Source organism: Polynucleobacter sp. MWH-Braz-FAM2G, from assembly GCF_018687635.1.
GTDB lineage: Bacteria > Pseudomonadota > Gammaproteobacteria > Burkholderiales > Burkholderiaceae > Polynucleobacter.
The window spans coordinates 770994-783821 of record NZ_CP061300.1 but is presented as its reverse complement, the minus strand read 5'-3'; the positions used below and the strand labels follow the sequence as shown (position 1 = coordinate 783821).

Below are 12828 nucleotides of genomic sequence, written 5' to 3'. Positions count from 1 at the left end.
TTAATCCATTAAGGAGTTCTTATGCGTCAGTTTTTTGCCGGCCTTCTTTTAGTATTCGGTTTTTTAGCAAGTCAATCTGCAATGGCAGGACCTAAAGTTGAATTTAAAACAACGATGGGAAATTTTGTAGTCGAACTTGATGATGTCAAGGCTCCGAAGACTACTGCTAACTTTTTAAATTATGTAAAGAGTGGTTTTTATAACGGCACTATTTTTCATCGAGTCATTGATGGCTTCATGATTCAAGGTGGTGGTTTCACGCCAGATCTCAACCAAAAACCAACAGACCCACCGGTAGTTTCTGAGGCGCAAAATGGCTTAAAAAATAATCGCTACACCATTGCGATGGCTCGCACATCCGACCCAGACTCTGCTACCTCTCAGTTTTTTATCAACGTAAATGACAATACCGCTCTGGATTATCCAAATTCAATGGGTAATGGCTATACCGTATTTGGAAAGGTGATTTCTGGAACACAAACGATTGACGCCATTCGTAAAGTACCGACGATGGTTGCTCCTGCACCGCGCATGGGCAGACTGGCTGACGTCCCTTCCAAGACCGTCACTATTGAGTCAGTCACCATCCTGAAGTAATTTGAAATTACTAGGTAAGCTGCGATGATTTTGCTCGACGATGCACAAAGCACCGCAGCCTCACCCACTAGTCGTCTTTACGAAAATCCCCTGCACTATTGGCGCATTCTCCCAAGCGGCAATAGAGAAAAAGATTTAACAGCAGCAAGAAATTGTTTTGATGAAATATCGAGCTCAGTAGCCAGAGGTGAATTTGTTGTTATTGCCTTAGCTTATGAACTCGGTATGCAGATTCATAATTTGACCCCTCGCACACACGATGCGAATGATCATCACCCCCTGATTGAAGCTTGGTCCTTCTCAGAATTCAAAAAACTTTCTAAAGCAGAAACAGATCACTGTATTGAACAGAAAATTTCTCAACTAGATAGTGGCGAGACAATTGCTGGTGTGATGGATATTAATCAATCCATTACCGAAGAACAATTTTCGGAAGATATCAAAGCCATACAAGAATACATTCGCAACGGCGATAGCTACCAAATTAATCATACGTATCGGATTAAAGGAAGAAGTTATGGTCATCCTCTGGCCCTATATTCTCGTTTGCGTGAGCGTCAACCTGGCAGATTTGGTGCTTACATAGAGCATGTAGATCATTTCCTCCTATCGCAATCTCCAGAACTTTTCATAGCACGCGAAGGCAATACATTAAAAGCAATGCCGATGAAGGGCACAGCTAGTGCCTTATCAACTATCGCCACTACCCTCTCTGACGATCCTAAAAATCAAGCGGAGAATGTCATGATTGTTGACTTACTGCGCAATGATCTCAGTCGCATCTCTCTGCCAGGCTCCGTATCCGTTCCCCATTTATTTGAAGTCGCAAGACATGGGGATGTTTTGCAAATGACATCAACAGTAGAAGGTCAAATTAAGCCTGACACCACCCTTTTTGATATTTTTAATGCCGTATTTCCCTGCGGGTCGGTTACAGGTGCGCCCAAAAAACGCAGCATGGAGATTATTCAGGAACTCGAACCAGAGAATAGAGGATATTACTGTGGCGCATTGGGCTGGCTTGATCCAAATGGCAATTTTGCATTTAGTGTGCCTATCAGAACCCTTGAAATTACTTGCGACAGTAAATCACATGCAACGCACTTTGCATTGGGTGTTGGCGCTGGAATTACCCATGATTCAGACCCTAACCAAGAATGGCAAGAGTGCCGCATTAAGTCAGACTTTCTCACAAATCTTCCCAGCAGTACTAGACTGTTTGAGACGATAGCTATTGATAAAGGTGTGCCGAAGCGACTCAATGACCATCTACATCGAATTAAAGCCTCAGCCAAAGCCTTCAATATCAAATTTGATCCAATAGCTGCTGAAGAAGAAATTAAAAATGCATGTCGACCTCTTGATCGCCAACTAAATTATCGATTGCGACTAGATCTCTCACCCAATGGGGGTATCTCAGTTTCAATAGGAATACTAGAGCCAATAAACGAACCTGTAAAAATATTTTGGGCCAAAGATATCCTTGCAGGGAATGTCACCATGTACTCTGGCAACGTTTTACTGCAGCATAAAATTAGCAATCGACAGCTTTATGATCAGGCATGGCAAAAAGCGGCGCAACTGGGCGGCTTTGATGCGATATTTACCAATGAAAAAGGTCTCGTTACTGAGGGTGGTAGAACGAGCATCTTCATTAAACCGCAAGGCAGTACTGATTGGCTAACACCCCCCGTTTCTGCCGGTCTTTTACCTGGTGTCATGCGCGCAGCCTTGCTAAATGACCCGCAACTGAATGCCCGTGAAGCCAACCTGAGTATTGATGACGTTTCATCGGCAGATGAGATTATCCTTAGTAATGCCCTACGTGGGGCAATTAAAGCCTACTTTTAGAAAGTCAGCATGAAGTATTGCCCTAACTGCGCGTCTCCACTCACGATCAAAATTCCTGTGGATGATTCTCGTGAGCGCCACGTTTGCGAAGCCTGTGGCAGCATTCATTACCAAAATCCACGTAACGTGGTTGGCAGCATCCCCGTATTTGGCAATCAAGTTCTATTGTGTCGCCGAGCCATTGAACCACGTCATGGTTTTTGGACTTTGCCTGCTGGTTTTATGGAGCTAGGTGAAAGCACCAGTCATGGTGCCGCACGAGAAACTCTTGAGGAAGCTGGGGCAATTGTTGAAATTGGCCCACTCTATTCTTTGCTTAATGTTCCACATGCAGAGCAAGTGCATCTTTTTTATTTGGCAACCATGAAAACACCAGACTTTTCTGCGGGCGAAGAAAGTCTAGAAGTTGCCCTCTTTCATGAACATGAAATTCCTTGGAATGATTTAGCTTTCCCAACTGTAAAGCAAACTCTGGAGTGGTTCTTTGCCGATCGCGCCGCAGGTTTATTAGATGCGAATACAGAGTTTCATGTACGCAGTCGCGACATCTTGCCTTCAGAAAAGATTTAAAGGTTCGACATGGGTCAGATTGCTTGGCTAGGGCCTCAAGACCCTTTTCCAAATCCTTTCTTTGAGGCAGACCCTGATCCTAGCGTGCCCGGCTTAATTGCCGTCAGTGAACGCATTTATCCTGGACAACTTTCCCGCGCATATCAATTAGGAATCTTTCCTTGGTATTCAGAAAATCAACCAGTTCTTTGGTGGTCACCAGACCCTAGAATGGTATTAAAACCTACTGAATTTAAATGTAGTGAATCTCTAAGAAAAGATATTCGTCTCTTTTGTCAAAACACCAACTCTCAAATTTTGGTGGATGCTGATTTTGGCGCAGTGATTCGCTCTTGCGCCACTACCAGCCGTAGGGATCAGGATGGTACCTGGATTACCCATGAAATTATGGATGCCTACACCGACCTTCATGAGCAAGGTAATGCTCATAGCATTGCCATCATGGAAGATGGTCAGTTAACTGGGGGCTTATATTGTGTTGCTTTTGGGGGAATGGTCTTTGGTGAGTCTATGTTCAGCCGCAAAACGAATGCTTCTAAAATTGCCCTAGCTTCTCTGAGCGCTTGGTGTCTGCAAAATAAGATAGAAATGATCGACTGCCAGCAAGAAACAGCGCACCTGCGTTCATTAGGCGCCGCCCCAATATCACGCCAAACTTTTTTAGAGCAACTGCAAATATCTTTAAATCAAACTAAGATTGAGCCATCTTGGGCTTTTGATAAATCAATCCTGCAATACTGGTTATGACTCAACTTAAAGAACTTCCGCTGACTGCGCTACAGTTTTATGCAACAGCTCCTTATGCTTGTAGCTATTTACCCAATAAAACCGCCCGCTCACAGGTAGCTACACCATCTCACCTCATTCATGCGGATGTATATAGCGATTTATTAAACGCCGGTTTCAGACGAAGCGGCTTATATACCTATCGCCCCTATTGTGACGAATGCAGGGCCTGCATTGCTACACGAATACTAGTTAATCAATTTACGCCGACTCGCAGTCAGCGTCGTGCGCAAAAGAAGCATGCTGGACTAGAAGCGTCTGTACTACACCTAGGCTATCAAGAAGAGCATTACCAACTCTATCAACGCTATCAAACAGAGCGACACGCAGGTGGAGACATGGACAGCGATGATCAAGATCAGTACATGCAGTTCTTACTTCAAAGTCGAGTGAACTCCCGCATTGTGGAGTTTCGGGATGGACCGCACGACCCTCATCCTGGTCGACTACGCATGGTCAGCATGATAGATATTTTGGAGCAAGGCATCTCATCGGTTTACACCTTCTACGACACTTCTAATCCGAGCGCAGGGTACGGCAACTACAGCATTCTTTGGCAAATCGAACAAGCTCGTATATTAGGCCTACCCTACCTTTACCTTGGCTATTACATCAAGGAAAGCGAGAAGATGTCGTACAAAGTGAAATACCAGCCCATGGAAGGCTTAATCGACGATCATTGGCAAACGCTCTCTGAGTCATAATGTCTATCTATGATCGATAGCTACTCCCTTTTACGCCCTTGGCTCTTTTGTATAGACCCAGAAAAAGCGCATCACCTCACCCTCACTAATTTAGATCGCGCCCAGCGCTGGGGATTGCTGGAGCGCATGGTTAGCAAACCCATTCAAGATCCACAAACACTTTGTGGAATTGAGTTTCCAAATCCTGTTGGTCTAGCTGCTGGATTAGATAAAGATGGCAAACACATCGATGCGCTTGCTGCTTTGGGTTTTGGCTTTTTAGAAATTGGCACTGTTACACCTCGCCCTCAGCCTGGCAATCCAAAACCTCGCATGTTTCGTCTCCCTCAGGCACAAGCTCTGATCAATCGTATGGGCTTTAACAATGATGGTGTTGAAGCCTGTGTAAAGAGAGTTCGTCAATCACAATTTTGGCAAAGTGGCGGTGTGCTTGGTTTAAATATTGGAAAAAATGCCAGCACCCCTATTGAGGAAGCCTCTAAAGATTACATCTTCGCGATGGAAGCGGTCTATGAAATTGCGAGCTACATCACCGTTAATATTTCATCGCCGAACACTAAAAATCTCCGTGACTTGCATGGGGAAGAAATGCTCCGTGAATTACTTGGTAGCTTAGACGAAGAAAGAAAATCATTATCCGATCGTCATGGTGTGCGTAAGCCACTCTTTCTGAAAATTGCGCCAGACCTAGATCATGACGATATTCATTTGATTGCAGATCTCATGCTTGAGTTTGGTATTGACGCTGTTATAGCAACCAATACCACCGTCTCTCGAGAAGCGGTTCAAGGCATGGAGCATGCCAATGAAGCTGGGGGTTTATCGGGCGCTCCCGTTCGAGAGGCTTCTAATAGAGTGATTAAGGCCCTAAAAGCCAGAGTAGGAGATCAGTTACCCATCATTGGTGTGGGAGGCATTCTGACGGGCAATGATGCTAGAGAAAAGATTATGGACGGCGCTAGCTTAGTGCAACTTTATAGCGGCTTAATTTACCGTGGTCCTGAGCTTATAAATGAATGCGCCCGCGCCCTTAGATAAGCCTAAATTCGCTTTTTGAGAGGCTGGTGATTCTGTTTTGTTGCGGATTTCGTAAAATCAGATTTCATAATATGCAATTCCTCATGAAATCGCTACAATGGAACTCATGAGCACCGACAAAGCTATCAAGACACCCAAATCCGCAGGCGAGGTTGGCAAAACAGCCATTCAGGTAGTCGATCGGATGATGAATTTGCTAGACGCACTCGCAGATCAAGAAGAATCCAGTAGCCTCAAAAATCTAGCAGAAATGACTGGACTTCACCCTTCTACCGCTCATCGCATTTTGAATGACATGGTTGCCTGCAGACTCGTTGAACGTGGTGATGGCGGCACTTATCGTCTTGGCTTAAAACTGTTAGAACTTGGTAATCTCGTAAAAGCGCGCTTATCTGTGCGTGAAGCCGCTCAACTACCTATGCGCACTCTGCATAAATTAACTGGTGAAACAGTAAACCTCTCGGTTCGTCAGGGTGATGAAATTGTCTATGTAGATCGTGCGTATAGCGAACGTTCCGGCATGCAGGTTGTGCGCGCTATCGGTGGTCGTGCGCCTTTACATCTCACCTCAGTTGGTAAGCTTTTCTTGGCAAGTGATGATCCAAGCCAAGTGCGCGCTTATGTAACACGCACTGGTTTATCTGGACATACTCGCAATAGTATTACCGATTTAGGAAAGCTAGAAGCCGAACTCAATCAAGTTCGCAAAGTGGGAAGCGCGCGCGATGACGAAGAGCTAGAACTTGGTGTTAGTTGCCTTGCTGCCGCCATCTTGGATGACACAGGAAAGTTAGTTGCAGGTCTTTCTTTGAGCGCCCCAACCGATCGCATTCAGGCAGACTGGCTACGCGCCCTTCAAGAAACTGCCCTGCAGATCTCCAAAGGGATGGGCTTTAAACCCAAGTCTTCAGAGCCAAGCACACTCGCTTAACTCCAAACGGCTAACTCACATTAAGCGACGTATTGGCTGTGCTCCAGAAGGCATACGCTCATACCAATCGCGCACACGTACAGCATCCGCAAAACGGGATTGCGTTCCCACTGAATCGAGGAAGACCAATAGCAATGGTGTGTTATTAACTCGTGCTTGCATCACCAGACATTTACCAGCGGCATTAATATAGCCAGTTTTTTGCAGGCCGATATTCATATCACCAGAGCGCACTAAGCGGTTGGTATTGAGGAACTTTTGTGGACGATTGGCAATCACCATAGTTAAGTCTGGCCAGGTAGAAAACTCACGAATCATTTTGTATTGATACGCTGCGTTTAACATACGAGTCAAATCTTCAGCGCTAGCCACGTTTTCACTCATCAAACCAGTAGGATCGGCAAAATGAGAGTGGTCCATGCCAAGCTCTTTTGCCTTGCGATTCATTGCATCCACAAACGCCGGGATTCCACCTGGGTAGTTTCTTCCAAGGGTATATGCAGCACGATTCTCAGAGGACATCAGCGCTAATAACAAAGCCTCTTCTCTAGTAAGTACGGTACCCTCAGCCAATCGAGAATGCCGATAAATGTGCGCATCGTCAGAATTAATCACAATAGCTTCATCAAGAGGCAATTTAGAGTCCAATAAGACCATGGCAGTCATGAGCTTGGTAATAGAAGCGATTGGCAAACTGACAGAAGGATTCTTTTCAAAATACACTTCTTTGGTATCTTGATTGACGACCATCGCCACGCTGGATTTCAAACTGAGTTCATCGTGCTGACCACGCAAACCCAATGCAGTAGCAAGAGATGGTCTTGTAGGCACAACAGGTTCAGTTGAGCGCGTTACAGTCACGCGTACGGATTTGGGTTTCTTGGCTGCCTTAGAATTTGTTTTGGCAACTACTTTGGCAGGAGATTTGGCTGTCTGCTTATCTTTGCTGGCAGCGATAGCGGATGTATTCACAGAGACGCCAACAGCAAAAAATAATACCAAGGCAGAAAGCCAAATTCGATTCAAACGCATCCCAGAAAACCTTCCAAAACATTCAACATACGGAATGATAATTAATTTCCAGAAGCATCAGCGATTTATTCGCACCAGCATGAAAATCCATCCCGCTAAATTAACGCCACTAAAACGCTCAACTACTCTGCAATTGTTGGAACCGTATTCGTTTGACGCGCATTTACCAAAATCACACCAGTCATCGTCAAACAGAGACCAATCGCCATTAGGAGCGTGAATGGCTCATCAAACAGCAACCAAGCCATTAAAGCGGTCGTTGGTGGTGTTAAATAGAGCAAGCTCGTCACTTTAGTAGCAGCTCCCTTACGAATCATCATAAATAACAAGCTGATTGATCCAATTGATAATGGAAAGATCGCCCATAGCAATGCGCCAACTACTGAAGCATTCCAAACCATTTCACCCGACTCAAATAGATACATGCAAATAAAACAGAGCACTGAGGAAACGCCAAATTGAATAGAGGAACCAGCTCTTAAATCAAATACAGGACAGTATTTCTTTTGATAGAGCGTGCCAAACGTAATTGAAAGTAGCGCAATAAACGCCAAAACGTAACTGACGACAGGAATATGGTCAAAGCCAATCTTTTCAGCTACTACCAAGGCAACCCCTGCAAATCCAAACCCCAACCCAATCCACTGACGTGTCGTCACCTTTTCAGAAATCCAAGCAGCAAACCAAGCAGTCACGATCGGCTGTAATCCCACGATGATGGCTGCCAAGCCAGCTCCCATCCCCAACCTAACGGCAAACCAAACTCCCAGTAAGTAGCCAAACTGGAGCATCATCCCTGCAATGGCGATATGCTTGATTTGAGACCAGCTAGGCCAAGTGATCTTCCACACTAGACTTAGGGCTGTCATTGCTACTAAAACACCTGAAAAACGCCAAAATAAGAAGGTGGCTGGCTCTACATAGGGCATTGCCAAACGAGCGATCACAAAACCTGTACTCCAAATAAGGACAAAAATGGGCGCGATTGCTTTATCAAGCGTTAACTTCATTGGTAACTTACTGAAATTCTTGAGATTTTTTAACTTAACGTCTGATTTTAGGCTCTTTTTAAAGAACTCCCAGTTTCTTGAAACCAGAGTAATTATGTTGCAACGCAACATAATTACTCTATAATCAAGCTAAAGGTAGTACATTAGACGTATGCCCAATGACAGACTCGAGACAAACTAAACGGAAAGAGATTGAAATGAACTTAACTCCTGAACAACTCGCAGCAGCACAAAAAGCAAACCTAGAGACCTTGAGTGGTTTAACTAATCAAGCGTTACAAAGCATTGAAAAATTGGTTGAGCTCAATATGCACATTGCTAAGCAAAGCTTAAGTGACAGCATGAACAGCGCCAAAAAAGCCCTAGAAGTGAAGGATATTCAGCAATTGCTCGCCCACCAAGCTGAAACTGTTCAGCCGATGGCAGAAAAGATTATGGCTTACAGCCGTCATCTTTATGAGTTGGCGCATGAGACTCAAAATAACTTTACTAAATCAGCTGAAAAAGAATTTCAGGCTGGTCAAAAGAAAATCAATTCATTGGTTGAAGAGTGGACTAAGAATGCGCCCGCAGGATCTGACGCTGCAGTACAAGCGATGAAACAAGCAATCGCTTCTGCTAACAATGTATTTGAAACCAGTCAAAAAGCAGTTAAGCATGCAGTTGAAGTTGCACAAAACAATCTCAATAGCGCAACTGAAACTGTTTTAAAGACTGCTGATACTGTCGCTAAAACCACGAAGAAGAAGTAATTCGAAGCATTAGATTTCATTCGCGCTCTTCTTAATAAAAAGCCCCGAATTATCGGGGCTTTTTAATTACTCTTTACGCTTACTTTTCACTCCAATTTCAGAGAGCATCTCTACTCTCTTCCCTCTTTATGATTTTTTCTTCACTGGTGGTAAATCAGTGCAGTGGCCATGTGCCGCTTCCGCTGCTAGTCCAACCGACTCACCAAGTGTTGGATGAGGATGAATCGTTTTACCGATATCTACTGCATCAGCACCCATTTCAATTGCAAGGCACACTTCACCAATTAAATCACCGGCATGAGTACCTACAATACCGCCACCGATAATGCGGTGGGTAGTTGCATCAAAAATCAGTTTTGTAAAACCTTCATCACGACCATTAGCAATTGCACGCCCACTAGCTGCCCATGGGAATAGGCCTTTTTCATATGCGATTCCTTGAGCTTTGCACTGCTCTTCAGTCAAACCAGCCCACGCTACCTCTGGGTCAGTATAGGCAACGGAAGGAATTTGTTTCGCATCGAAGTAGGATTTCTCACCAGCAGCGGCTTCAGCAGCCACATGACCTTCATGAACCGCTTTGTGCGCTAACATCGGTTGCCCCACCAAATCGCCAATGGCAAAAATATTAGGAACATTAGTGCGCATTTGCTTATCAACTGGAATGAAGCCGCGCTCATCGACCTGCACACCCGCCTTATCTGCATCTATCTTCTTGCCATTGGGAGTGCGGCCTACCGCCACCAATACCAAATCATAAGTCTGCGGCTCAGCAGGTGCATTCTCACCTTCAAAGGTCACTTGAATACCATCTGGCTTTACTTCTGCCTTGGCAGCTCGAGTCTTGAGCATCACTTTTTCAAAACGTCCGGCATTGAACTTCTCCCAGACTTTCTCTAAGTCACGATCAGCACCAGCCATCAGGCCATCCATCATTTCAGCGATATCAATTCTTGATCCAAGTGTGCTGTAAACAGTAGCCATCTCCAAACCAATAATGCCGCCACCAATCACTAACATGCGCTTTGGAATACTCTTGAGCAATAACGCTCCTGTGCTATCCACAATTCGTGGATCTTCTGGCAAGAATGGCAACTTCACTGGCTGACTACCTGCAGCAATAATGGCCTTCTGAAAACGTACCACTTCTTTTTGACCAGTCAGATCCTGTCCTGCGCCGTTAGTGAGTTCAACTTCGACATGGTTCGCATCCAAGAACTTACCAAGACCGCGCACCACTTTCACTTTGCGCGCTTTGGCCATACCAGCGAGACCACCTGTTAATTTGGCGATTACTGATTCTTTATAACCTCGCAGCTGATCAATCTCAATCTTAGGTTCGCCAAAAGTGATGCCATGCTTAGCCATCGTTTTGACTTCATCCATAACTGCAGTTGTGTGCAGAAGCGCCTTTGATGGAATACAACCTACGTTTAAGCAAACGCCACCTAAGGTTGGATAGCGTTCCACTAAAACGGTATTCATTCCCAAATCTGCACTGCGAAAAGCTGCGCTATATCCACCAGGTCCAGCACCTAACACCAACATCTCGCACTCATGATCCACCTTACCGCTGTACTGCCCCACTACTGGAGCAGGAGATGACTTAGCGGGGGTTGTTGGAGCTGCAGCCACTGGTGCAGCAGTGGCAGCAGGCTTTGCGGCTGGCGCAGAAGCACTTGCTTCAATCTCCAGAATCAAAGAGCCTTTACTCACTTTATCGCCCAACTTGATAGCAATATTGGTCACCGTACCAGCAGCATCTGCAGGCACCTCCATAGTTGCTTTATCGGATTCAAGCACCAACAAAGGCTGCTCTTTTTCAATTACATCGCCAACTTTGACCAGCACTTCTATCACTGGCACATCAGAGTAGTCGCCAATATCTGGCACGAGGATCGTTTGCTTAGCCATAGACCCCCCTTACAGACTAGCGCGACGGAAGTCGGCTAAAAGCTGAGCAATATACACGTTGAATCGTGTCGCCAAGGCACCATCAATCACACGATGATCCGCAGAGAGGGATAGTGGACAAATCAAGCGAGGCGCGAATTGTTTGCCGTCCCAAACAGGTTTCATGGCAGCCTTGCTTACGCCCAAAATCGCAACTTCAGGCGCATTCACGATTGGTGAAAAATATGTTCCACCGATGCCACCTAATGAAGAAATCGTAAAGCTAGCACCTTGCATTTGATCGGGCTTTAATTTGCCATCACGCGCAAGAGCCGCGAGTTCAGATGTTTCTTTTGCCAACTCGAAGATGCCCTTCTTATCCGCATCCTTAATAACTGGCACCACTAATCCAGTTGGAGTATCAGCAGCAAATCCAATATTGAAGTACTTCTTCAAAATCAAATCATCGCCATCTAAGGAGCTATTAAATTCTGGATACTTCTTCAGCGCAGCTACTGCGGCTTTCATCAAGAAAGCAAGCATCGTAATCTTGATGCCCTTCTTCTCATTCTCTTTATTGGTGAGAACGCGGAAAGCTTCTAGATCAGTAATATCAGCATCTTCGTGATAGGTCACCGCTGGGATCATGACCCAGTTGCGACCTAAATTGGCGGCAGTGAGTTTCTTAATTCGATTTAATGGCTGACGTTCAATTTCACCAAACTTTGTGAAATCCACTTTTGGCCATGGAATTAGATTTAGACCACCCAAGCTGCCACCGCTAGGGGCAGCAGCAGGACTACCTGCGCCACCGCTCATTGCTGCTTTCACAAATGCTTGCACGTCTTCCTGAGTAATACGTCCCTTCGGTCCAGAGCCCTTGACTTGAGAAATCGTCACACCCAGTTCACGCGCGAACTTTCGCACCGATGGACTTGCGTGGCTAACGGCTGCATCTACTACAGGTGGTGTATTGCTGATTGGAGGCGGTGCTGGCGCCCTAGGAATCGGAGGCTCAACTGTTTTTATTGCTGGAGCTGCTGATGTTGCAGGGGCAGTAGCGGGCGCAGGGGCTGCTACTGCAGCAGAGCCACCTTCCAAAATAACAACAACTGACCCCTCAGAGAGATTGTCGCCAACCTTTACTTTGACTTCTTTCACCACACCAGAGTGTGAGGAAGGAACGTCCATTGTGGCTTTATCAGATTCAAGCACAACCAGTGATTGCTCTTTTTCTACGGTATCGCCTGCTTTTACCAAGACTTCAATGACAGGGACGTCTTTGTAATCACCAATATCCGGAACTTTGATTTCTATTGGAGCGCCGCCAGCAGATGCTGCCACAGGTGCAGAAGCTTGGGTCTGGGCTTGAGGTGGCGCTGGCGAAGAACTAGCTACCGGCGCTGCCGTTGCCGCCCCCTCTTCTAAAGTAATTACTACCGATCCCTCAGAGAGATTGTCGCCAACCTTTACTTTGACTTCTTTCACCACACCAGAGTGTGAGGAAGGAACGTCCATTGTGGCTTTATCAGATTCAAGTACAACCAGTGATTGCTCTTTTTCAACGGTATCACCTGCTTTTACCAAGACTTCAATGACTGGAACGTCTTTGTAATCACCAATATCCGGAACTTTGATTTCTATTATTTGACTCATATTATTTT

Annotated in this window: 12 protein-coding genes; 8 read left to right on the top strand and 4 right to left on the bottom strand. The window is 45.4% G+C overall.

What is annotated here, in order from left to right; genetic code table 11:
- Positions 1 to 21 precede the first annotated feature (21 nt).
- From FD973_RS04085 to FD973_RS04055, 7 genes are all read left to right on the top strand, one after another.
- A complete protein-coding gene (locus tag FD973_RS04085; RefSeq protein WP_215324350.1) occupies positions 22 to 597 on the top strand; it encodes a peptidylprolyl isomerase in 576 nt (191 codons plus the stop codon).
- 24 nt (positions 598 to 621) lie between these two features.
- Positions 622 to 2448 (top strand): bifunctional chorismate-binding protein/class IV aminotransferase, encoded by a 1827-nt coding sequence (locus FD973_RS04080; RefSeq protein WP_215324349.1) that lies wholly within the window; start codon positions 622 to 624, stop codon positions 2446 to 2448.
- Positions 2449 to 2457: 9 nt separating this feature from the next.
- Positions 2458 to 3018 carry an NUDIX hydrolase gene (locus FD973_RS04075; RefSeq protein WP_215324348.1) on the top strand — a complete coding sequence of 187 codons (561 nt, stop codon included), beginning with the start codon at positions 2458 to 2460 and terminating at the stop codon, positions 3016 to 3018.
- 9 nt (positions 3019 to 3027) lie between these two features.
- Positions 3028 to 3765, top strand: coding sequence for a leucyl/phenylalanyl-tRNA--protein transferase (aat, locus tag FD973_RS04070; RefSeq protein ID WP_215324347.1), 738 nt, complete (start codon positions 3028 to 3030; stop codon positions 3763 to 3765).
- Positions 3762 to 4508, top strand: a complete 747-nt coding sequence (locus FD973_RS04065; protein ID WP_215324346.1) for an arginyltransferase — start codon at positions 3762 to 3764, stop codon at positions 4506 to 4508. Before aat ends, FD973_RS04065 begins: the two co-directional genes overlap by 4 nt.
- 9 nt (positions 4509 to 4517) lie before the next feature.
- A complete protein-coding gene (locus FD973_RS04060; protein WP_215324345.1) occupies positions 4518 to 5546 on the top strand; it encodes a quinone-dependent dihydroorotate dehydrogenase in 1029 nt (342 codons plus the stop codon).
- Positions 5547 to 5652: 106 nt separating this feature from the next.
- Positions 5653 to 6477: an IclR family transcriptional regulator gene (locus FD973_RS04055; protein ID WP_371816871.1), complete on the top strand. Its 825-nt coding sequence runs from the start codon at positions 5653 to 5655 to the stop codon at positions 6475 to 6477.
- 15 nt (positions 6478 to 6492) lie between these two features.
- Here FD973_RS04055 and FD973_RS04050 read toward each other — a convergent pair whose 3' ends face one another.
- Positions 6493 to 7509, bottom strand: a complete 1017-nt coding sequence (locus FD973_RS04050) for a serine hydrolase (protein WP_215324343.1) — start codon at positions 7507 to 7509, stop codon at positions 6493 to 6495.
- A gap of 122 nt (positions 7510 to 7631) precedes the next feature.
- Entirely contained in the window at positions 7632 to 8519 is an 888-nt protein-coding gene (locus FD973_RS04045; RefSeq protein WP_215324342.1) for a DMT family transporter, read from the bottom strand.
- Between the two features lie 197 nt (positions 8520 to 8716).
- Between FD973_RS04045 and FD973_RS04040 the strand changes: the two genes are divergently transcribed.
- Entirely contained in the window at positions 8717 to 9271 is a 555-nt protein-coding gene (locus FD973_RS04040) for a phasin family protein (protein WP_215324341.1), read from the top strand.
- 126 nt (positions 9272 to 9397) lie between these two features.
- On the opposite strand, the gene lpdA is transcribed toward FD973_RS04040, so the two are convergent.
- Both lpdA and aceF read right to left on the bottom strand, forming a co-directional pair.
- The gene (lpdA, locus tag FD973_RS04035) at positions 9398 to 11185 is read right to left on the bottom strand and encodes a dihydrolipoyl dehydrogenase (RefSeq protein ID WP_215324340.1); all 1788 of its coding nucleotides are present in this window, start codon (positions 11183 to 11185) and stop codon (positions 9398 to 9400) included.
- Positions 11186 to 11194: 9 nt separating this feature from the next.
- Complete coding sequence (aceF, locus tag FD973_RS04030) at positions 11195 to 12820, bottom strand: dihydrolipoyllysine-residue acetyltransferase (protein ID WP_215324339.1); 1626 nt, start codon at positions 12818 to 12820, stop codon at positions 11195 to 11197.
- Between the last annotated feature and the right edge of the window lie 8 nt (positions 12821 to 12828).

Coding starts and splice junctions, on each gene's coding strand:
- FD973_RS04060 (WP_215324345.1), top strand. CDS start 4,518: ATGATCGATAGCTACTCCCTTTTACGCCCTTGGCTCTTTTGTATAGAC.
- aceF (WP_215324339.1), bottom strand. CDS start 12,820: ATGAGTCAAATAATAGAAATCAAAGTTCCGGATATTGGTGATTACAAA.
- FD973_RS04085 (WP_215324350.1), top strand. CDS start 22: ATGCGTCAGTTTTTTGCCGGCCTTCTTTTAGTATTCGGTTTTTTAGCA.
- FD973_RS04040 (WP_215324341.1), top strand. CDS start 8,717: ATGAACTTAACTCCTGAACAACTCGCAGCAGCACAAAAAGCAAACCTA.
- FD973_RS04055 (WP_371816871.1), top strand. CDS start 5,653: ATGAGCACCGACAAAGCTATCAAGACACCCAAATCCGCAGGCGAGGTT.
- FD973_RS04050 (WP_215324343.1), bottom strand. CDS start 7,509: ATGCGTTTGAATCGAATTTGGCTTTCTGCCTTGGTATTATTTTTTGCT.
- aat (WP_215324347.1), top strand. CDS start 3,028: ATGGGTCAGATTGCTTGGCTAGGGCCTCAAGACCCTTTTCCAAATCCT.
- FD973_RS04065 (WP_215324346.1), top strand. CDS start 3,762: ATGACTCAACTTAAAGAACTTCCGCTGACTGCGCTACAGTTTTATGCA.
- FD973_RS04075 (WP_215324348.1), top strand. CDS start 2,458: ATGAAGTATTGCCCTAACTGCGCGTCTCCACTCACGATCAAAATTCCT.
- lpdA (WP_215324340.1), bottom strand. CDS start 11,185: ATGGCTAAGCAAACGATCCTCGTGCCAGATATTGGCGACTACTCTGAT.
- FD973_RS04080 (WP_215324349.1), top strand. CDS start 622: ATGATTTTGCTCGACGATGCACAAAGCACCGCAGCCTCACCCACTAGT.
- FD973_RS04045 (WP_215324342.1), bottom strand. CDS start 8,519: ATGAAGTTAACGCTTGATAAAGCAATCGCGCCCATTTTTGTCCTTATT.